The 20721-nt window shown below is 67.9% G+C and carries 18 protein-coding genes; 11 read left to right on the plus strand and 7 right to left on the minus strand.

Annotation, left to right across the window (positions count from 1 at the left end; all coding sequences use genetic code 11):
* Positions 1 to 157: 157 nt before the first annotated feature.
* From Q0907_RS17115 to Q0907_RS17125, 3 genes are all read right to left on the minus strand, one after another.
* The gene (locus Q0907_RS17115) at positions 158 to 958 is read right to left on the minus strand and encodes an NrdJb (protein ID WP_299347058.1); all 801 of its coding nucleotides are present in this window, start codon (positions 956 to 958) and stop codon (positions 158 to 160) included.
* A 121-nt stretch (positions 959 to 1079) separates the two neighbouring features.
* Positions 1080 to 1688: a hypothetical protein gene (locus tag Q0907_RS17120; RefSeq protein ID WP_299347060.1), complete on the minus strand. Its 609-nt coding sequence runs from the start codon at positions 1686 to 1688 to the stop codon at positions 1080 to 1082.
* Between the two features lie 405 nt (positions 1689 to 2093).
* On the minus strand, positions 2094 to 4244 hold the full coding sequence (locus Q0907_RS17125) for an adenosylcobalamin-dependent ribonucleoside-diphosphate reductase (protein WP_299347062.1): 2151 nt from the start codon (positions 4242 to 4244) through the stop codon (positions 2094 to 2096).
* A 552-nt stretch (positions 4245 to 4796) separates the two neighbouring features.
* On the opposite strand from Q0907_RS17125, the gene Q0907_RS17130 reads away from it, so the two are divergent.
* From Q0907_RS17130 to Q0907_RS17160, 7 genes are all read left to right on the plus strand, one after another.
* On the plus strand, positions 4797 to 6266 hold the full coding sequence (locus Q0907_RS17130) for a Do family serine endopeptidase (protein WP_299347160.1): 1470 nt from the start codon (positions 4797 to 4799) through the stop codon (positions 6264 to 6266).
* A gap of 158 nt (positions 6267 to 6424) precedes the next feature.
* On the plus strand, positions 6425 to 6796 hold the full coding sequence (locus Q0907_RS17135) for a hypothetical protein (protein ID WP_299347063.1): 372 nt from the start codon (positions 6425 to 6427) through the stop codon (positions 6794 to 6796).
* A 9-nt stretch (positions 6797 to 6805) separates the two neighbouring features.
* The gene (locus tag Q0907_RS17140; RefSeq protein WP_299347064.1) at positions 6806 to 7282 is read left to right on the plus strand and encodes a phage holin family protein; all 477 of its coding nucleotides are present in this window, start codon (positions 6806 to 6808) and stop codon (positions 7280 to 7282) included.
* Complete coding sequence (locus Q0907_RS17145) at positions 7282 to 7725, plus strand: hypothetical protein (protein WP_296282803.1); 444 nt, start codon at positions 7282 to 7284, stop codon at positions 7723 to 7725. Before Q0907_RS17140 ends, Q0907_RS17145 begins: the two co-directional genes overlap by 1 nt.
* Positions 7726 to 7911: 186 nt before the next feature.
* Positions 7912 to 9006 carry an AI-2E family transporter gene (locus Q0907_RS17150; RefSeq protein ID WP_296282802.1) on the plus strand — a complete coding sequence of 365 codons (1095 nt, stop codon included), beginning with the start codon at positions 7912 to 7914 and terminating at the stop codon, positions 9004 to 9006.
* Between the two features lie 871 nt (positions 9007 to 9877).
* Positions 9878 to 10618 (plus strand): HAD-IA family hydrolase, encoded by a 741-nt coding sequence (locus tag Q0907_RS17155; RefSeq protein ID WP_299347065.1) that lies wholly within the window; start codon positions 9878 to 9880, stop codon positions 10616 to 10618.
* Entirely contained in the window at positions 10615 to 11985 is a 1371-nt protein-coding gene (locus Q0907_RS17160; RefSeq protein WP_299347066.1) for a leucyl aminopeptidase family protein, read from the plus strand. The genes Q0907_RS17155 and Q0907_RS17160 overlap by 4 nt, the downstream gene beginning before the upstream one ends.
* A gap of 152 nt (positions 11986 to 12137) precedes the next feature.
* On the opposite strand, the gene Q0907_RS17165 is transcribed toward Q0907_RS17160, so the two are convergent.
* The 4 genes from Q0907_RS17165 to Q0907_RS17180 all read right to left on the minus strand — a co-directional run bounded on the left by Q0907_RS17165 (position 12138) and on the right by Q0907_RS17180 (position 15828).
* Positions 12138 to 12740, minus strand: a complete 603-nt coding sequence (locus Q0907_RS17165; protein WP_299347068.1) for a response regulator transcription factor — start codon at positions 12738 to 12740, stop codon at positions 12138 to 12140.
* A gap of 198 nt (positions 12741 to 12938) precedes the next feature.
* Positions 12939 to 14144: a sensor histidine kinase gene (locus tag Q0907_RS17170; RefSeq protein WP_299347070.1), complete on the minus strand. Its 1206-nt coding sequence runs from the start codon at positions 14142 to 14144 to the stop codon at positions 12939 to 12941.
* Between the two features lie 26 nt (positions 14145 to 14170).
* Positions 14171 to 14929 carry an ABC transporter permease gene (locus Q0907_RS17175; protein ID WP_296282797.1) on the minus strand — a complete coding sequence of 253 codons (759 nt, stop codon included), beginning with the start codon at positions 14927 to 14929 and terminating at the stop codon, positions 14171 to 14173.
* Complete coding sequence (locus Q0907_RS17180; RefSeq protein ID WP_296282796.1) at positions 14929 to 15828, minus strand: ABC transporter ATP-binding protein; 900 nt, start codon at positions 15826 to 15828, stop codon at positions 14929 to 14931. Before Q0907_RS17180 ends, Q0907_RS17175 begins: the two co-directional genes overlap by 1 nt.
* Positions 15829 to 16079: 251 nt before the next feature.
* On the opposite strand from Q0907_RS17180, the gene Q0907_RS17185 reads away from it, so the two are divergent.
* From Q0907_RS17185 to Q0907_RS17200, 4 genes are all read left to right on the plus strand, one after another.
* The gene (locus Q0907_RS17185; RefSeq protein WP_299347072.1) at positions 16080 to 17324 is read left to right on the plus strand and encodes an efflux RND transporter periplasmic adaptor subunit; all 1245 of its coding nucleotides are present in this window, start codon (positions 16080 to 16082) and stop codon (positions 17322 to 17324) included.
* Between the two features lie 195 nt (positions 17325 to 17519).
* The gene (locus Q0907_RS17190; protein ID WP_299347074.1) at positions 17520 to 18212 is read left to right on the plus strand and encodes an ABC transporter ATP-binding protein; all 693 of its coding nucleotides are present in this window, start codon (positions 17520 to 17522) and stop codon (positions 18210 to 18212) included.
* A gap of 12 nt (positions 18213 to 18224) precedes the next feature.
* The gene (locus Q0907_RS17195) at positions 18225 to 19385 is read left to right on the plus strand and encodes an FtsX-like permease family protein (RefSeq protein ID WP_296282793.1); all 1161 of its coding nucleotides are present in this window, start codon (positions 18225 to 18227) and stop codon (positions 19383 to 19385) included.
* 13 nt (positions 19386 to 19398) lie between these two features.
* The gene (locus tag Q0907_RS17200; RefSeq protein ID WP_299347076.1) at positions 19399 to 20709 is read left to right on the plus strand and encodes an ABC transporter permease; all 1311 of its coding nucleotides are present in this window, start codon (positions 19399 to 19401) and stop codon (positions 20707 to 20709) included.
* Positions 20710 to 20721: the final 12 nt, after the last annotated feature.

Consider the following 20721-nt stretch of genomic DNA (forward strand, 5'->3'; position numbering starts at 1 on the left):
ACTCATCCGAATACCGCTTGCCGCTCATACACACCTCCATGATTGCCGTAATGTACGGCTTGGAGATGTCTACTGAAACCGGGGCGATTCAGACCTTGCTTGAGCAGGTCGTAGGAGACTATGTAGCACGGCATCGATGTTCCCCTTAGTAACTAAGTCACCCACACTTCGAATAACCACAGTTCAAGCACGTCGCGCACCCGTCCATGATGACGAGGGCCTTGGTGTTGCACTTGTGGCACAGGGTGGCAGAGGGCGGGAAGCTGGCGCCATCGCCGGTGACGGCGATGTCCTCGGCGGCGCCCTGCGCGGGCGCGGCCGGTGCAACGGTCACAGTTTCTACGACGTCAGAGTTTTTTTTTGCGCGGTCTTCGTACTGCTTGCGCTTCTCGGCCAGGATGGCGCGCTGGTGCGCACTCATTTCCGGGTCGTGGATCAGGCCGATCGACTTCATGTGCTCTTCGACGATGGCGCCCAGCTCGGCCACCAGCGACGGCATGTACACGCCACCGGCCTTGAAGTAACCACCGCGCGGATCGAACACGGCCTTCATCTCGTCGACCAGGAACGTCACGTCGCCGCCCTTGCGGAACACCGCCGACATGATGCGCGTCAGCGCGACGATCCACTGGAAGTGCTCCATGGACTTGCTGTTGACGAAGATCTCGAACGGACGGCGCAGCTCGTGCTCCGTGCCGGCGTTGAGCACGATGTCGTTGATGGTCACGTACATGGCGTGCTCCACCAGCGGCGACTTGATCTTGTAGGTGCTGCCGATGAGGACTTCCGGGCGCTCGATGCGCTCGTGCATCTGGATGATGTTGTCCTGCGGGGTTTCCTTTTCCACCGTCTCGCGCGGCACCGACGCCGTCGGAATGGCGGCCGCGGCTTCGCGCGCCTTGTCTTCCGGGGTGAGCACGCTGTAGCCCTTGATTTTCTTGTCGATCTTGACGGCCATGACGGTGGAATCCTGTTCGTGTTCTGAAAGTTGTCGTCGATGGGCGGGGCCTGGCCTTCCGGGCCGGCGACCGCCCCAACCCTCCCCCGGACCCGGGGGAGGAGGGGTGAAGCATCAGGTCTTACTTACGGGCCGCTTTCTTGGTGGCTTTCTTTGCGGCTTTCTTCGGGGCTGCCTTGCGCACGGCCTTCTTGGCCGCTTTCTTCGGAGCGGCTTTCTTCGCCGCCTTCTTCACGGGCGCCCTGCGGGCGACCTTCTTCACTGCTTTCTTGGCGGCCTTCTTGACCGGCGCCTTCTTGGCGGCGGCCTTGCGGGCGACCTTCTTCACGGCCTTCTTGGCGGCCGTCTTCTTGGTGGCGGCTTTCTTCGTCGCCTTCTTGGCGGCCGACTTCTTGGTCGCCTTCTTCGCGGCCTTCTTGCCGGTCACCTTCTTCTGCAGGCTGGCCGCTTCGGCCTTGGCGGCGCTGCTGGCGGCGGCCAGCTTCTTCTTGGCCTTGGCGACGGTCTTCTTCACCGCCTTGGTGGCCTTGTCGGTGCGCTTGGCCACGGCCTTCTTCGCCTTGGCGATGTCGGCGGTGACCGTCTTGCGCGCCTTCTTGGCGGCCTTCTTGGCCTTGGCGACCGTCTCGCTGGCGGTGGAAGCGACTGCTTCGCCGATCCCAGCCACTGTTTCCTTCACGCTTTCGGCTGCGCCGGAAAGCGTCGCGGTGACACCATTACCGTTGCTCATGTTGCCCTCCTTGTGGGCGAGGTTGGTTGACGCTGCCGATGCTATACCCGATGGCGCGGGGTGGAACGTGTGAAGCCGGTGAATCGCTTGTTGCTTTTTCCTTCTCCCCTTGTGGGAGAAGGTGGCCGAAGGACGGATGAGGGGACGCTGTTCGCGGGAAGCAACAGCAACTCGCTGCGCTCGCCTCCCCTCTCCCGCCCCTTCGGGGCACCCTCTCCCGCGAGGGGAGTGCTTTCTTTCCCTTCTCCCCGCGAGCGGGGAGAAAGTGCCGAAGGCGGATGAGGGGCCGCTTTTCGCGAAGAGCCAACGCAACTCGCTGCGCTCGCTCCCCCTCACCTGCCCTCCGGGCATCCTCTCCCCGCAGGCGGGGAGAGGAGAACAGCAGGCACGCGCTGAGGGGTTACCTCAGAACTTGCCGTAATACCCTTCCTTCAACGCGTCGAACAGGTTGGCGGCGGTGTGCATCTCGCCGTCGTACTCGATCTGCTCGTTGCCCTTCACCTCGATGACGTTGCCGTCTTCCAGCTCGAAGCGGTAGGTGGTGTTCTCCAGGTCGGCTTCCTTCACCAGCACGCCCTGGAAGGCGGCGGGGTTGAAGCGGAACGTGGTGCAGCCCTTCAGGCCCTGCTGGTGGGCGTAGCGGTAGATGTCCTTGAACTGCTCGTACGGATAGTCCGTGGGGACGTTGGCGGTCTTGGAGATGGAGCTGTCGACCCACTTCTGCGCGGCGGCCTGCACGTCGACGTGTTCCTTCGGGCTGATGTCGTCGGCGGCGATGAAGTAGTCGGGCAGCTTCGCGTCCGGATCGTCCGAGAACGGCATGGCCTTGCCGTTGACCAGTTCGCGGTAGGCGAGCAGCTCGTAGGAGTAGACGTCGACCTTTTCCTTCGACTTCTTGCCTTCGCGGATCACGTTGCGGCTGTAGTGGTGCGCGAACGAGGGCTCGATGCCGTTGGAGGCGTTGTTGGCCAGCGACAGCGAAATCGTGCCGGTCGGCGCGATGGAGCTGTGGTGGGTGAAACGGCTGCCGACTTCGGCCAGTTCGTCCACCAGGTCGGGGGCGACGGTGGCCACGCGCTGCATGTAGCGGCTGTACTTGGCGTGCAGCACCTTGCCGGGGATCTCCTGGCCGACCTTCCAGCCGTCCTTCGCCATTTCCGGGCGCTGGCGCAGCATGGCGGCGGTGACGGGGAAGCGCTCTTCCATGATCGGGGCGGGGCCCTTTTCCTTCGCCAGGGCCAGGCCCATTTCCCAGCCGGCCACGGCCATTTCGCGGGCGATGGCTTCGGTGAATTCGCACGACTCGGCGCTGCCGTACTTGTGCTTGAGCATGGTCAGCGTGCTGCCCAGGCCCAGGAAGCCCATGCCGTGGCGGCGCTTGCGCAGGATCTCCTGGCGCTGCTGTTCCAGCGGCAGGCCGTTCACTTCGACCACGTTGTCGAGCATGCGGGTGAACACGCGCACGACTTCCTTGTATTCCTCCCAGTCGAAACGCGCCTGGTCGGTGAAGGGGTCGCGCACGAAGGTGGTCAGGTTGACCGAGCCCAGCAGGCAGGCGCCGTAGGGCGGCAGCGGCTGCTCGCCGCACGGGTTGGTGGCGCGGATGGTCTCGCACCACCAGTTGTTGTTCATCTCGTTGACGCGGTCGATCAGGATGAAGCCCGGCTCGGCGTAGTCGTACGTCGAGACCATGATCATGTCCCACAGGTGGCGGGCGCGGATGTGGCCGTAGATCTTGCAGGCCACCAGGCCGTCGTCGCGGACGATGTAGTTCTTGTGCGTGGGCCACTCGCGCCAGACGACCTGGCTGGGGTCTTCCAAGTTGATGTCGCCCTTCTCCTTGATGTTCACCGGGAACACGAGCGGCCAGTCGGCGTCGGTGTCCACGGCTTCCATGAAGCCGTCGGTGATCAGCAGCGAGAGGTTGAACTGGCGCAGGCGGCCGTCTTCGCGCTTGGCGCGGATGAAGTCCTTGACATCCGGGTGGGAGATTTCGAACGTGCCCATCTGCGCGCCGCGGCGGCCGCCGGCGCTGGAGACGGTGAAGCACATCTTGTCGTAGATATCCATGAAGGACATCGGGCCGGAGGTGTACGCACCGGCGCCGGCGACGAAGGCGCCCTTCGGTCGCAGCGTGCTGAACTCGTAGCCGATGCCGCAGCCGGCCTTCAGGGTCAGGCCGGCTTCGTGGACCTTGTCCAGGATGCCGTCCATCGAGTCCTCGATGGTGCCGGAGACGGTGCAGTTGATCGTGCTGGTGGCTGGCTTGTGCTGCTGGGCGCCGGCGTTGGAGGTGATGCGGCCGGCCGGGATGGCGCCGCGGCGCAGCGCCCACACGAAGCGCTCGTACCAGTAGGCGCGCTTCTCGGGGCTGGCTTCCGCGTCGGCCAGGGCGCGGGCCACGCGCTGGTAGGTACCGTCGATGTCGGCGTCGAGGGCCTCGCCCTGCTTGGTCTTCAGCCGGTACTTCTTGTCCCAGATGTCCTGGGACGCCGGTTGCATGGGGACCAGGGTGGGCTGTTCCGTCTTGATCGCCTCGAGGCGCACCGTACTCATGGTTGTGTTGTTCTCCTGAACGACTGGAACTTCAGTGACTGTGGTGGCGGGCGGGCCAGGGCCCACCCCGATGATTCATTGCGGTGCCGACGGACAGGGACGGCACCGCGGGCGGCCGCACAGGATGCGCCGCGCCGGTTGCCGGATTGTGGAAATGGGACCTGCCGTCGCCGTGGTGCCCACCGCTTCCCTCGCCCTCATGCGCCAATCCCCAAAGGCGCCCGATTTCCCAAGCGCTGAGCCCGCAGGCTTTTTCTACAGAAACACCAGTGCTTGGGTCCGACTCGTGCTGGACCGCAACATCTTGTGTCAGCACGAAGACGCCAAACTACGCCCGGGGTTTCCCCCTGTCAACCGGATTGACATGACAATTGCATGGCCAGGGACCCACCGTCCGTCATCACGGGCGGGGGTCGGTTTGCGGCGGGCACGCGGCGAACTTCATTGCAGGTTTAGGGGTCCGTCAGCAGACTCATTCAGGTTCGCGGGAGGCCCTGGGCCCCCGTTCCCTCCGACACGACGACGAGCTGCCGACCGACCATGAAGAAAGCGCTGCGCCCGTTTCCCACCCTGATCGCCCTGTCCGCCGCCGCCGCGTTCGGCGGCTTCGCGGCGACCGGCTTCCATGAGGTCTTCCAGACACCGGCCCAGGCCGCGCCCGGCGTGGCCGCGGCGGTGCCGGCCGCGGCCGCCCTGCCGGCGACCGTCGATGGCCAGGCGCTGCCCTCGCTGGCGCCGATGCTCAAGCGCGTCACCCCGGCGGTGGTCAGCGTGTACAGCCGCCAGACCGTGCGCGTGGCCAGCCCGCTGGGGCCGTTCGGCGACGACCCGGTGTTCCGCCGCATCCTGGGCATCCCCGACATGCCGCGCGAACGGGTGGAGCGCGCGCTGGGGTCGGGCGTGATCGTGGACGCCGCGCGCGGTTACGTGCTGACCAACCACCACGTGGTGGAGAACGCCGACGGTGTGTCGGTCACGCTCAACGACGGTCGCCAGGTGGAGGCCGAGTTCATCGGGTCGGACCCGGATACCGACGTCGCCCTGATCCGCATCCCCACCCAGGGCCTGACCGCGGTGCCGATGGCCAACAGCGACCAGCTGCAGGTCGGCGACTTCGTCGTCGCGATGGGCAACCCGTACGGGCTGGGCCAGACGGTGACCTCGGGCATCGTGTCGGCCGTGGGCCGCAGCGGCATTCCGGTGGCGGGCTACCAGAACTTCATCCAGACCGACGCCTCGATCAATCCGGGCAACTCCGGCGGCGCGCTGGTCGACCTGCAGGGCCGGCTGGTGGGCATCAACACCGCCAGCTTCAACCCGCGCGGCAGCATGGCCGGCAACATCGGCCTGGGCTTCGCCATTCCGATCAACATGGCGCGCGGCATCATGGACCAGCTGATCGCCAACAACGGCGTGGTGCGCCGGGGCACGTTCGGCGTGGAATCGCAGGACGTGGACGAGCGCACGGCGCGCGGGCTGGGGCTGGACGTGCCGCGTGGCGCGCTGGTGACGCGGGTGTATCCGGGTTCGGCCGCGGCCGCGGCCGGCCTGCAGCCCGGCGACGTGGTGATGGCGGCCAATGGCCAGCGCATCGACAACCGCGCCGCCCTGCACAACTTCGAAGGCCTGCAGCCGGTGGGCACGCGCGTGGCGCTGGACGTGCGCCGCGATGGCAAGTCGCTGCAGCTGGACGTGGCGCTGAAGGAAGGCGTGCGCAACGCCGAGGGCGCGACGCTCGACCCGCGCCTGGCCGGCGCAACGCTGAAGGAACTGGACGAATCCGCGCGGCAGGCGCTGCGCGGCATGCTGCGCGGCGCGCAGGGCGGCGTGCAGGTGAGCAACGTGGCGCGCGACAGCCGCGCCTGGAACAGCGGGCTGCGTCCGGGCGACATCATCGTGCGCAGCAGCAGCGGCGAGTTCGGCGACCTGCCGGGGTTCCGCGCCAGCTTCGAGCGCAAGCCGGCGCAGCTGGTGCTGGACATCCTGCGCGGCCGCGGCACGGGGCGGCTGCTGATGCAGTGAGGTGCGGGAGTGAGGGGGAGAAGTGAGATGTAAGGAGGGAGGTCCTTGCGTCCGCTCACGCTTCACTGCTCCCTATTCACTCCTTCCCCCACCCATCTAACAGCGCGTTCACCCGCGTGCATTACAGTGCCCCCATCCCCCGCCTGCAGGAGACACCCATGAGCATTCCCACACATACCGATGCCCTGAAGTCCAACTTGGGCGAAGCCGGTTCGCACCTGGCCTCCGCCGCGGCGGCCGCCAGCGAAGCGATCAAGGGCGCCGCCAGCGCCGCGGGCGACGAGCTGCGCCTGGGCAAGGCGAACGTCAAATCCGAACTGGCCGACGGCGCGCTGTCGGGCCTGGCGGCGGCCGAAGCCGGCGGCGGCGCGGCGCGCGAGCAGGTCGATGCGCTGATGGACAAGGGTCGCGACCTGATCGACAGTGCCGCCGACCTGATCCGCGAGCGGCCGATCGCCTCCTTCGGCGTGGCCTTTGCCGCCGGCTGGATCATCGCCAAGCTGGCGCGCAGCGGCGGCGGCGACAAGTAAGCCCGCCGCGTGAGCGACGCGCCCCGCGACACCGACGCCCCGCCGCCCGACTTCATCGACAGCCTCAAGGAGGTCGGTGAAGCCGGGCGCGCTGCGTACGGGTCCGCGAAGGACACCGGTCGTGCGATGCGTGCGCTGGTGTCGGCGGATTTCGCGCTGGCCCGCAGTGCCTTCGGCCGTGCGCTGGCGTGGGCATGCGTGGCGGTGGTGTTCGGTGCGTCCGCTTGGCTGCTGATCACCGGCGCGCTGATCGCGCTGATGCAGCGGTTCGGTTTCTCCTGGCTGCAGTCGCTTTCGCTGGCAGCGTTCCTCAGCCTGGCCATGACCGCATTCGCCGCTTGGCGGGTGAGCCGTTACTTCGATTACACCGGCATGCATGCGACCCGGCGCCAGCTGTCGCGGCTGGGCCTGTTCGACGAGAACGGCAGCCCCGACGACGACGAACTTCCGCCGGGCACGCCGCCCCCCGGCACCGGAGGCCCCTGATGCGCTTCGAACAGCTGCAGCAGCACGTGGCACGGGCCGAGAGGCGGGTGGAACTGCGCAGCGCGCAGTCCTCGCTGTACTGGACGATCCTCAAGGACTCATGGCGCGAAGGCTGGACGCCGGGACGCATCGTCATCGCCGGGGTGGTGAGCGGCTTCCTGGTGGGCCGCGCCGAACCGCTGCGCGCACTGACCGGGGCGCGCTGGATGCAGATGTTCACCGCGGTCTCCAGTTTCCTGGCCACCGCGCAGGCCGCCACTGCCGCGGAAACCGCCGAGCAGGCCGCCGACACCGCACAGGATGTGCAGCAGCAGGCCCAGGCCGACGGCGCGGTGGTCGAGGAGGAGGACGAGCCGATGGTGGACGAGGCTTTCGACGAGGACCGCATCGTGGCGACCGCCCCGCGGCCGGCCGAAGCGGCAACGGAGCTGTCCGAGCGCTGACGCCGGGGTCTGTTGCAGGGGCGACGTGAGTCGCGACCGCACGAACGACGTCCCGTTGCACCCTTGTGTCCTGGAAGACCGTGAGCGGTGGGGACTTCCTGACCGCCACCGCGCGGGGTCGCGACTCACGTCGCTCCCACAGGGACCGCTGCACAATCGCGCATCCTTCCAGGCGGCCCCCTGTCCATGAGCACACCCGCGTCCTCCGACATCCCGGCGCCCACTCCGCCGCCTTCGCGTCCCCGCGGTTCGACGCCGATGCTGGTGCTGGCGACGCTGGCCGTCGGCTATACGCTGTGGGCGGCGCAGGACCTGCTGCTGCCGGTGCTGCTGGCGATGTTCTTCGCGCTGGTCGGCAACCCGATCATTCGCGTGCTGCGCAAGTTGTACGTCCCGCGTTTCCTCGGCGCCCTGATCGTGCTGCTCGGCGGCATGGCGGCGACCGGCCTGCTGGCGCAGAAGATGCTGCCCTCGGCGATGGAGTGGGCCCAGCAGGCGCCGCGCGAGATGCGCCAGCTGGCGCCGAAGCTTCGCGAGCTCACCAAGCCGGTGCAGGACGCCAACAAGGCCGCGGAGAGTTTCGCCCGCGCCGCCGCCGGCGCGCAGGCGTCCGGGCGCCAGCCGCAAGTGGTACAGGCCACGCCGGACGACCCGTACGGCAAGCTGCTGGCCACCCCGCGCGTGCTCGCGTCGCTGCTGGCGGTGGTGCTGCTGACGTTCTTCTTCATGGTGTACGGCGAGAACCTGCAGCGGAACGCGATCGCGCTGCTGCCCGGGCGGCAGCAGAAGAAATTCACCGTGGAGATCCTGCACTCCATCGAGCGCGAGGTGTCGCGCTACGTACTGACCATCAGCATCATCAACACGGTGGTGGGCCTGGTGTTCGCCGGGGTGCTGTACCTGCTGGGCCTGCCGCTGGCCGAAGCGCTGCTGTGGGGCACCATGGCGACGCTGCTGAACTTCGCGCCCTATGTGGGCCCGTTGATCGGGATGGTGTCGATGCTGCTGGTGGGCTTCATCAGCTTCGACCAGCCGCTGCAGTCGATGCTGCCGGCGATCGCTTACCTGGTGCTGCACACGATCGAGGGACAGATCATCACGCCGATCATCCTGGGCAAGCGGATGGCGTTGTCGCCACTGGTGCTGATCCTGGCGCTGATGCTGTTCGGGTGGCTGTGGGGGATCATCGGACTGCTGCTGGCGGTGCCGTTGCTGGTGTGCGTGAAGCTGGTGCTGGCGCGGGTGGAAGGGATGGAAGGATGGGCGCGGCTGCTGGAGTGACGACTGCCCCAAGAGCCCTCTCCCTGCGGCGACCGAAGGAAGTCCCTGTGGGAGAGAGGGGTTGGGGTGAGGGGCAACGAAGTCGGTCCTCATCGGCTATCAGCGACTTCTCCACATCCGCCGCTCATTCGAAACGCACACTCATGATGAACGTGTTGAGTGCGTCTTTCGTAGGCGGGGCTTTGGGTCAGGCATGGCGCCGCTCGCCGCGGGGGCCTTCTTTCTTTGCTTGTGCAAAGAAAGAAGCAAAGAAACACACCCCAGGCGGCACGCCCTGCGCTTCGCTCCGGGTCCGCGAGCGGGCCGGGAATTTTCGTAAGGCACATCCATGTGCCATACGAAAACGCCGTCATCCATGACGGCGCCCTTCGGGTTGTACCCGGCCCACTCGCCGTGCCTCATGGGGCCAGAAGACAAGACCAACCGCAAAAGCGCGCGTTGGTCAGTCAGACGCCGCTCTCGGGGCCCCTGAGGTCCGGCAGTCGCGGCGGGTAAAACCCCGCAGGGGCGGCGCACAGGACGTGCGCCGTTTTCGGCCGGGGCAGGAGGCCCCGTCCGAAAATTCCCGTCGTGACTGCGAACCCGCCGCTCAGCGGCGGGCGGACCGCCGGGGTGTGTTTCTTTTGCCTACTTTTCTTTGCACAAGCAAAGAAAAGTAGGGCCCCCGCGGCCAGCGGCGCCACCCTTGCGCGTCAAGGAACCATCCCGCCAAGCCCGGAAAGCAAGAATGGCAGCGTGCCTCTGGATAGTTCCAGTGCGCATGGGCGACGGACTTCGTTGCCCCTCGCCCCAACCCCTCTCGCGCAGGGAGAGGGGATTCATCCTGGCGCCGGTGAAAGGCCCCCTCCCCGCCGGGTGTAAAATCGCGCCGATGAGCTTCCCCGTCCGCGCCATCACCCTCGACCTCGACGACACCCTCTGGCCGTTCGCCCCCATCGGCGCACGCATCGAGCGCGTCCTCGACGACTGGCTGCGCCAGCACAGCCCCGCCACCGCCGCCATGTTCCCCGTCGAGCGGATGCGCCTGGTGCGCGAGCAGGTCTTCGCCGCCCACCCGCAGTACAAGCACGACCTCAGCATCCTGCGCCGGCTGACGCTGGAACACGCCCTGCGCGAGAGCGGCGCCGACATGGCCTTGCTGGAGCCGGCGTACGAAACCTTCTACGCCGCGCGCAACCAGGTGGAGTACTACCCGGACGCACTGGAGGCGCTGCAGCGCATCGCCGCGCGCCTGCCGATCGCCGCGGTGACCAACGGCAACGCCGACCTGCAGCGGATCGGGCTGGGCCACCTGTTCGTGCACCAGGTGCACTCGCGCGAACATGGCGTGGCGAAGCCTGAAGCCAGCATCTTCCATGCCGCGTGCGAGCGGCTGGGCGTGCCGCCGGGCGAGGTGCTGCATGTCGGCGACCATGTCGAGATGGACGTGGTCGGTGCGTTGCGCGCCGGCCTGCGCAGTTGCTGGATAAACCGTCCGGAAGACCATGCGGGCATACCGCAGGCATGGCCGCACGAAGCGCTGCGCCCGGACCTGGAATTCGCCACCCTCACCGCGCTGGCCGACTGGCTGGACGCCCACCCCGATTTCGCCACGGAACCCGCCGCCGCATGAGCGCTGCCCTCGCCTACACCGACTCGTCCGCCGATGCCCGTCCCCTGCATGTGCTGGAACGCACGCAGCTGGCCGCATGGCGCGCGACGCAATCGCCGGCGGTGAATGCCTGGCTGGATGCACAGAACTTCACCGCCTCGCTCGGCTCGCTGCTGGCGCTGCCGGGCGAACAGGGGCTGGCCGGGGCCGTCATCGGCATCGGCGACCCGCTGGACCCGTACGCGTACGCGCATGCCCCGTTCGGCCTGCCCGCGGGCGACTGGCGCGTGACCACGGATCTTTCCGCCGACGCACGGGTGGCGCTGCAGCTGGGGTGGGGGCTGGGCAGCTACAGGTTCGACCGCTACAAGCAGCCGCCGCGCACGCCGGCGCGCCTGGTCCTGCCGGATGCCGACGCCGAAGCGCTCGACCTGCTGGCGGCCAGCCTGCAGGTGCGCGACCTGGTCAACACGCCGACCGAGCACATGGGCCCGGACGAGCTGGAGGACGCGGTGCGCGAGCTGGCGACCACGCATGGCGCCGAGCTCGAGGTGATCGCAGGCGAAGGACTGCTGGCGCACAACTTCCCCGCGATCCACGCCGTGGGCCGTGCCTCGCACCGCGCGCCGCGCCTGATCGGGCTGCGCTGGGGCGACGCGGCGCATCCGCACGTGGCGGTGGTCGGCAAGGGCGTGTGTTTCGATACCGGCGGGCTGGACATCAAGCCGGCCGACGGCATGCGCCACATGAAGAAGGACATGGGGGGTGCGGCGCACGCGATCGCCCTGGCGCGCCTGGTGATGGCCCGCAACCTGCCGGTGCGGTTGACCCTGCTGGTGCCGGCCGTGGAGAACAGCATCGGCCCGAACGCCTTCCGCCCCGGCGAAGTGATCGCCACCCGCAAGGGCGTCAGCGTGGAGATCGACAACACCGATGCCGAAGGTCGCGTGATCCTGTGCGATGCGCTGGCCTATGCCGGCGAACAGGCGCCCGACCTGCTGCTCGATTTCGCCACGCTGACCGGCGCGGCCCGCATCGCGCTGGGGCCCGACCTGCCGGCGCTGTTCGCCAACGACGACACCGTGGCGAACGAGTGGATCGCGGCCGGTGAACGCATGCGCGACCCGGTATGGCGCATGCCGCTGTGGCGCCCGTACCTGCGCTATCTGACCAGCGGCATTGCCGACCTGGCCAACGCCGGCTCGCGCATGGCCGGCGCGGTCACGGCGGCGCTGTACCTGGAGCGCTTCGTGCCCGACGGCATGAAGTGGGCGCATCTGGACGTGTACGCCTGGAACGACAACGACCGCGCAGGTCGTCCCGCCGGCGGCGAAGCCCTCGCGCTGCGCAGTGCGTACGCCATGCTGAAGGCGCGTTACGGCGGTTGACGAACGGGTCGTTTCGTATGCCGTGGGAGCGACGTAAGTCGCGAACTGGCTCCGACGCGGACTGCGAGGGTCGAACCCTGATGCTGCGCGACTTCCTTGATCGGATGACGTGCGATCGCGACTTACGTCGCTCCCACGGGGTCTCCTGATTCTTACAACCAGCCGCGCTGCCGCGCCAGCCGATAGGCTTCGATGCGGTTGGCGACGCCGAGCTTGCCGATCGCTTCGGACAGGTAGTTGCGAACGGTGCCCTGCGACAGGTTCAGCTGCCTGGCGATGTCGCCGGCCGACTGGCCCTCGCCCGCGAGCCGCAACACCTGGCGTTCGCGGTCGTTGAGCGGATCGGCGTCGGACCAGGCTTCCAGCGCGAGTTGGGGATCGATGGCGCGGCCGCCGCGGTGCACTTTGCGCAAGGCTTCGGCCAGGTCTTCGGCCGGCGCATCCTTCAGCAGGTAACCCGACACGCCGGCATCCATTGCGCGCCGCAGGAATCCGCCGCGCGCGAACGTGGTGACGATGACCACCTTGCACGCCATCCCATGCCGCTGGATGCGTTGTGCCAGCTCCAGTCCGCTCAGTCCGGGCATCTCGATATCGGTGACCAGCAGGTCGGGCGTCAGGCGCTGCAGCTCACGCCACGCCGCTTCGCCATCGGCGGCGCTGCCGACCACCTCGATGTCGCTTTCCATGCCGAGCAACGCGGTGAGCGCGCCACGCACCATGGCCTGGTCTTCGGCAAGGAGTACGCGGATCATCGGGAAATCACGGTGGAAGGGGTGAACGTCACGCTACCAAATCATGCAGCGTCTTGGGAGTCGTCGCGTCCGTCGCCACGTGACGAAGCGGGAAGTTCCGATGTGGGAGCGACGTAAGTCGCGATCGCATGAAATCCGCGTCCGGGCGCCTCGCCACGTCTCCACGCCTCTGAACCATCCGGGATGTTGCATCGCGACTTACGTCGCTCCCACACCTGTCTCTGCGATCGCGGGTTGCCGCTCGACGGACGCCGCCGTCTCCCCCGACGGCAGCGGGAGCGTGATCTCCACGCAGGTGCCTTGCCGCAGCGTGGAATCCACGCGCAGGCGGCCACCGCGCGACTCGACGCGCTCGCGCATGCCACTCAAGCCATTGCCGGGCACCGCCGCGCTGCCGACGCCGTTGTCGCGGATGCGCAGGGTGACGTGCTCCGGCGTGGCGGCCAGCACCACCTCCGCGATGCTCGCGCGCGCATGCCGCTGAATGTTGGTCACCGCCTCGCGCAGGCTCAGCGCAAGCACGGTCTCCAGGTCGGCGGGGATCGCCACCTCTTGCGCGTCGTACCGCAGGGTGACGCCATCGGATTCCAGCAGCAGGCGCGCGGAGGCGAGCTCGGCCGCCAGTCCCGCCGCGCGGATGCCGGTCACTGCGCGGCGCACCTGCGCCAGCGCGTCGCGGGCGACGCGACTGACGTCGTCGATCTCGTTGCGGGCGGCCTGCGGGTCGCGCTCGATCAGGCGTCCCGCCAGGTCGGACTTCAGCGCCACCAGCGACAGCGTGTGGCCGAGCAGGTCGTGCAGGTCGCGGCCGATGCGTTCGCGTTCGGCGAGCGCGGCGAGGCGGCGCACTTCCTCGTGCGAGAGTTTCAGTTCGGCGCGCTTGCGTACCGTCTCGGACTGGAAGTAATTGCCGGTGAACACCGCCACCGACACGATCGCGGTCACCACCGGCACGAACACCGGGAACCCCAGCCACGCCGCCATGCCGCAGTACGCGATGATCAGGAGGGCGAACACTTCGACCCGGACCCACATCGATCCCGGCAGCAGCGCGATGAAGGCCGCCGCGTAGATCACGTAGGTGTTGGAAAAGGCGTTGAACGGCATCAGCCCGTAGCCGAGTGCGGCGATGCCCAGCGCACACAGCACGCGCGTCATCGCGCTGCCGCGATACGCCAGGAAGTACATCGGCAGGAACACCGTGATGGACACCAGCGTCGGCCACAGGAACCAGCGCACGCCCTCGCCCCAGTCGGCATTGGACGGCACCAGCACCGGGATGAACAGGAACACCAGGTAGCCCAGCAGGAAGATGGGCATCCAGCCCAGGCCGAGCGCTTCGGGGACCAGCCGATCGCGCAGGCGCGTCAGCGGTGCGATCAGGGATGAGGGCGGATGCTGCATGGACGACTCCTGGTGCCGGCGCCGGCTCACCGCACCAGGCGGCGGCGGGCGAGCACGAAGAACAGTGCGGTGATGGCGGCCAGCACGGCCACGTGCAGCGCCAGCGTACGCCCCGCCCCCACGCCGACGGCCTGCTGCGCGATCTGCGCCAGATGATACGCCGGCCATGCGGGCGCCAGCGTCTGAAGGATCGTCGGCAGCATCGCCAGCGGCACCCACAGGCCCGACAGGAACGCCATCGGCAGGTAGATGAGGTTGATCAGCGCCGGCGCGCCGCGGCCGCCGACCAGCGTACCCAGCCACAGGCCCAGCGCGCTGAAGGGCAACACGCCGACCAGGCACGTCGCCGCCCACGCGGCCCATTGCGCGGCCGACAGCTGCACGTGTGCCACGCCGGCCGCGAGCGCGGCGAGCAGCAGCAGGATGATCGCGGCGAACAGCAGCGCCATGGCCATCTTCGCGACGAGGTACGCGCCCGGCGGCATCGGCTGCGCGCGCTTGAGCGTCAGCAGGCCCTGCTCGCGGTCCATCGCGACAGTCACGCCGAAACCGAACAGCGCCACGCCGATCACGCCGAACACGCCATAGCCGGCCAGCATGTAGTGCGCAGCGACCGGTCCGCCCTTGCCGCCGAGCAGCACGCCGAACAGCAGGTAGAACACGGGCGGGAACAGCAGGCAGGGCAGCGAGAACGACGGTGTGCGCAGCAGGCGGAGGAATTCGTAGCGCGCTTCCAGCAGGTAGGCGCGCGTGGACGAGAACGGAACGGTGGCGACGGTGTCCATCAGGCGGCTTCCTTCTGCGTATCGCGGGTGAGGGCAAGGAAGGCTTCGGCCAGGCCGGCACGCTGCACCTCCAGGTCGGACAGCGCGGCATCTTCATGCAGCAGGCGCCGCACTACGGATTCGGCGGCGTCGGCGACGATGTCCAGGCGCGCGCCGTCGCGTTGCGCCAGCTGCACGCCCGGCCATGCCTGCACGCGCTCGGCCGGCAGCGCGCTGGTGCAGCGGATGCGGCGCTGGGACACATGGGCCCGGACCTGCGCGACGGTACCTTCCGCCACGATGCGCCCGTGGTTCACCACCACGACCCGATCGGCGAGGGCTTCGGCTTCTTCCAGGTAGTGGGTGGTCAACAAAACCGCGCACCCCTGCGAGCGCAGTTCGCGGATCGCCTTCCACAAGGTCTGGCGCGCATCGATGTCCAGCCCGGTCGTGGGCTCGTCGAGGAACAGCAGCGCCGGCCGCCCGCAGACCGCGAGGGCGAACTGCACGCGCCGCTGCTGGCCGCCGGAGAGCTGGCCGTAGCGACGCGCCATCAGGCCGTCCAGTCCGGCCAGCGCGACCAGGTCGGCGACGCTGCGGGGCTGCGGGTAGTACGCCCGCGTGAGGTCGAGCAATTCGCGGACCTTCAGCGTGTCGGGTACCGCCGCGGCCTGCAGCATCACGCCGGTACGCCGGCGTGCCGCCAGGTCCTGCGGCGGCAGGCCGAACAGGTCCGCCGTGCCGGCATCGGGCCGCTGCAGACCCAGCAGCAGGCTGATGGCGGTGCTTTTGCCTGCCCCGTTCGGACCGAGCAGCGCCAACACCTGGCCGGCGGGCAGCGCCAGGTCCAGGCCGTCCAGCGCCAGCGTCCTGCCGTAGTGGTGGCGCACGCCGCGCAGGCGGGCCAGGGGAAGGGACATCGTGCTTGCCACGTTCATGCGACGGTCTCGTCGGAGGGTGCGGCCATCGTGCCGCGGCATCGTCGCCGTGATGAGTGCAGGCCCTCAGGCGAATCAGGTGACAGGTGTCACTGGGATGCCACCGTCCATTGCCCCACGATGCATCCCGTGGAAGGCCCGGACCGGCCATCCCGGCACGAAGTGACTTCCGGCAACTAGGCTTCCGTTACCCTTGCTGGTCACACTTCCCCGCATTCACCGTCTGGATACGCATGAATACCTCTGCCGACCTGCTGAAGGAACTCCGCATCGATCGCAAGGCGCCGCCGCCGGAGCCCCGGTCGCGCCGCGGCCTGTGGATCACGCTGGGCGTGGTCGTCGCGCTGCTGGTGCTCGCCGCCGCGGGCTGGGCCATGTTCGGCCGCGAGAAGCCGCTGGAAGTGCGCACCGCGTCCACCGTGGCACTGGGCAACAACGCCGCATCCGCCTCGGTGCTGGATGCATCGGGTTACGTCGTCGCGCGCCGCATGGCGACCGTCTCCGCCAAGGTCACCGGCAAGGTGCAGGAAGTCCTCATCGAGGAAGGCATGCGCGTGGAAGCGGGCCAGGTGCTGGCGCGACTGGAACCGATCGACGCCGATGCCGACCTCGCCCTGTCGCAGAGCCAGTTGCAGGCCGCGCGCAGCCAGACCGGCGGCGTGCAGGCGCAGCTGGTCGAAGCGGAAGCGAACGCGCGCCGCCTCTCGTCGCTCGTCGCCCAGCAACTCGTGTCGAAGGCGCAGTACGACCAGGCCGTCGCGCAGCGCGACCTGCTGCGCGCGCAGCTGCTGACCGCGCAGCGCAACGAACGCACGGCCGCCGACCGGCTGAAGATCGCCGACATCGGCCTGGACAACACCATCGTGCGCGCGCCGTTCGCCGGCGTGGTGATCGCCAAGGCCGCGCAGCCGGGCGAAATTGTCTCGCCGCTGTCGGCGGGCGGCGGCTTCACGCGCACTGGCATCGGCACCATCGTCGACATGGAGTCGCTGGAAGTGGAAGTGGAGGTCAACGAGTCCTTCATCGGCCGCGTGCAGCCGAAGATGCCGATCCAGGCCACGTTGAACGCCTACCCGGACTGGCAGATTCCCGGCGAAGTGATCGCCATCATTCCCACCGCCGACCGCAGCAAGGCGACGGTCAAGGTGCGCGTGGCGCTGAGCGTGAAGGACCCGCGCATCGTGCCGGACATGGGCGTGCGCGTGAGTTTCCTGGAAGCCGCCAAACCCCAGCAGGCCGAACAGCCCAAGGGCGTGCGCGTTCCCGGCGCCGCCGTGGTCGAGCGCGAGGGCGCACAGGTGACCTTCGTGGTCGGCGACGACGACACCGTGCAGCAGCGCAGCCTGAAGGTCGCCGGCAAGCTGGGCGACGACGTCCACGTCACCGACGGACTGCAGGCTGGCGAGACCATCGTGCTGGACCCGCCTGCCGAACTGAAGGACGGCGCCAAGGTCGTGCTGGCCGAAGACGCCAAATAGACGATCCGCTGCGTGAGGATCTTCCTCTCGCGGCGAATCACCGGAGTATCCGCGCCGACCCAACGGCGCGTGTCGATCCCGGACGACGCCATCCGTCGTCCTGACGGACGGACCGTGTCCATCGAGGACCGGATCCGCCCTGTTCGAACCGCAGCATCGCCGTTCGCCTTCCCGCCTCCAACAAGGACCTTGCCGATGTCTTCCCTGGTTTCCATCCGCAACCTCACCAAGACCTACCAGCGGGGCCCCGAGAAGGTGCAGGTGCTGCACGGCATCGACCTGGACATTCCGCACGGCGACTTCGTCGCGCTGATGGGTCCGTCCGGTTCGGGCAAGACCACGCTGCTCAACCTGATCGGCGGTCTGGACACGCCCAGCGGCGGCGAGATCGAGATCGAAGGCCAGCGCATCGACCGCATGAACGACGGACAGCTCGCGCACTGGCGCAGCTCGCATGTCGGCTTCGTCTTCCAGTTCTACAACCTGATGCCGACGCTCACCGCGCAGCGCAACGTGGAGTTGCCGCTGCTGCTGACCAAGCTGGGCGGGGCGCTACGCAAGCGCAATGCGGAGATCGCACTGCAACTTGTCGGCCTGGCCGACCGCAAGTCGCACCGCCCGAACGAGCTCTCCGGTGGCCAGCAGCAGCGCGTGGCCATCGCGCGCGCCATTGTGTCCGATCCGACCTTCCTGATCTGCGACGAACCCACGGGCGACCTCGACCGCCAGTCGGCCGAGGACATTCTCAACCTGCTGCAGATGCTCAACCGCGAACACGGCAAGACCATCATCATGGTCACGCACGATCCGAAGGCGGCCGAGTACGCCACCCACACCATCCACCTGGACAAGGGCGAGCTGGCCGACGCTCCGGCCGGCGCGCACTGACCGGAGGCGGCCATGAAATATTTCTCGCTGATATGGTCGGCGCTGTTCCGCAGCAAGACGCGGACACTGCTGACCCTGCTCTCGGTGGTCGCGGCGTTCCTCCTGTTCGGCCTGCTGGATTCGGTGCGCGTGGCGTTCAACTCCGGCGGCAGCGTGGCCGGTGCGGATCGCCTGGTCGTCGCCTCGCGGCTGTCGATCACGCAGATGCTGCCGTACAGCCTGTCGGCCCGCATCGACGCCACGCCGGGCGTGAAGAAGAGCGCCTACGCGGCGTGGTTCGGCGGCATCTACAAGGACCCGAAGAACTTCTTCCCGAACTTCTCGGTCGGCCCCGGCTACCTGGACATGTATCCGGAATACATCATCGACCCGGCGCAGGTGAAAGCCTGGGAAGCCGACCGCACCGGTGCCATCGTGGGCGAGAACCTCGCCAAGCGCTTCGGATGGAAGGTCGGCGACACCATCCCGCTGCAGGCGACGATCTTCCCGCAGAAGGACGGCAGCAACGCGTGGCCGCTGACGTTGCGCGGCACGTTCAAGCTCGCCGACAGCAAGCGCAAGGGCGAAGAGAACCAGTTGCTGTTCCACTGGAAGTACTTCGATGAGGCCAACCAGTACGTCAAGGGCCAGATCGGCTGGTACATGGTGAAGCTGGACAACGTGAACCACGCGACGCGCGTGGCCAATGCGATCGATGCCATCTCGGCCAATTCGGCGCACGAGACCAAGACGCAGACCGAGCAGGCCTTCAACCAGTCCTTCGCCAAGCAGTTCGCCGACATCGGACTGATCGTCACCGCGATCATGGCGGCGGTGTTCTTCACCCTGCTGCTGCTGACCGGCAACACGATGGCGCAGGCGGTGCGCGAACGCGTCCCGGAGCTGGCCGTGCTGAAGACACTGGGCTTCACCAACGGCACCGTGCTGGTACTGGTGCTGGTGGAGTCGGTCCTGCTGATCGTGCTGGGCGGCGTGCTGGGCATGGCGATCGCCTCGGCGCTGATCCCGGTGGTCAGCGGTGCCAGCAACGGCATGATCGCGCTGCCCACCATCCCGGCCCAGACCTGGGCCGTCGGCCTGGGGCTGATGGTCGCGATCGGGCTCATCGTCGGCGCCTTGCCCGCGACGCGTGCGATGCGTTTGAAGATCGTCGATGCACTGGCCGGCCGCTGACAGGAGACATGACATGAAGAAGCAATGGTTGGGCAACCTCATCTCCATCGTGGCGCTGGTCGTCGGCCTGGGCGTGTGGGTCGTGCTGCCGTGGTTCGCGGTGCTCGGCATCGCCGTGGCGCTGGTACTGTGGCTGTTTCTCACCCGCAGCGGACGGCTGTCGCTGGAGGCCGCGAAGATCGGCATCGCCAGCCTGCCGCAGCGCTGGGGCGCGTCCTCGGTGATCGTGGTCGGCATTGCCGGCGTGGTGGGCGTGCTGGTGGCGATGTTGGCGATGGGCGAAGGCTTTTCGGCCACGCTGAAGCAGACCGGCGGCGAGGACACCGCCATCGTGCTGCGGGGCGGGTCGCAGGCGGAGACCAACTCGGTCATCAGTCGCGACCAGGTGCCGCTGATCTCCACGCTGGCCGGTGTCGCCAAGGGCAAGGACGGCCGTGCGCTGCTGTCGCCGGAACTGTCGCAGATCGTCAACCTGCCCACGGCGAGCACCGGCGAAGACGCCAACGCGCAGTTCCGTGGCGTCAGCGAGGCGGCGTGGTCGATACGTCCGCAGGTGAAGCTGGTCGAGGGCCGCAAGTTCAACGTCGGCGTGCGCGAGATCGTGGTCGGCCAGGGTGCGAAGGGCCAGTACCGCGGCCTCGACGTCGGCAAGACGCTGAAGCTGGGCAACCAGGAGTGGACGGTGGTCGGCGTGTTCGCCTCCGGCGACGCGCATGATTCGGAACTGTGGACCGATATCGACACACTGTCGTCGGCCTACGATCGCCGCGCCTACCAGTCGGTGACGGTGCGCACCGAAGGCAAGGCCGGCTTCGACCAGTTCAAGCAGGCCATGGAGAACGACCCGCGCCTGAAACTGGATGTACTGACCACGCGCGACTACTACACCAAGCAATCCACCGGCCTGAACACGCTGATCAAGGTGCTCGGCACCGTCATCGGCACCATCATGGCCATCGGTGCCGTGTTCGGTGCGCTCAATACCATGTACGCCGCCGTCGCCGGTCGAGCGCGCGAAATCGCCACGATGCGTGCGATCGGCTTCCGTGGGCTGCCGGTGGTGATGGCGGTGATGCTGGAAACCATGCTGCTGGCGCTGCTCGGCGGCGTGCTGGGCGGACTGATCGCATGGGGAGTGTTCAACGGCTACAGCGTGGCCACGCTGGGCAGCAACTTCAGCCAGGTGGTGTTCCAGTTCAAGGTCACGCCGGAACTGCTGTGGAGTGGCCTGAAGTGGGCGCTCGGCATCGGTCTGGTCGGCGGGCTGTTTCCTGCACTGCGCGCGGCGCGACTGCCGATCACGCAGGCATTGCGCGCGATCTGAGGCGGGTGACGG

It is taken from the genome of uncultured Pseudoxanthomonas sp. (genome assembly GCF_947498795.1).
GTDB lineage: Bacteria > Pseudomonadota > Gammaproteobacteria > Xanthomonadales > Xanthomonadaceae > Pseudoxanthomonas_A.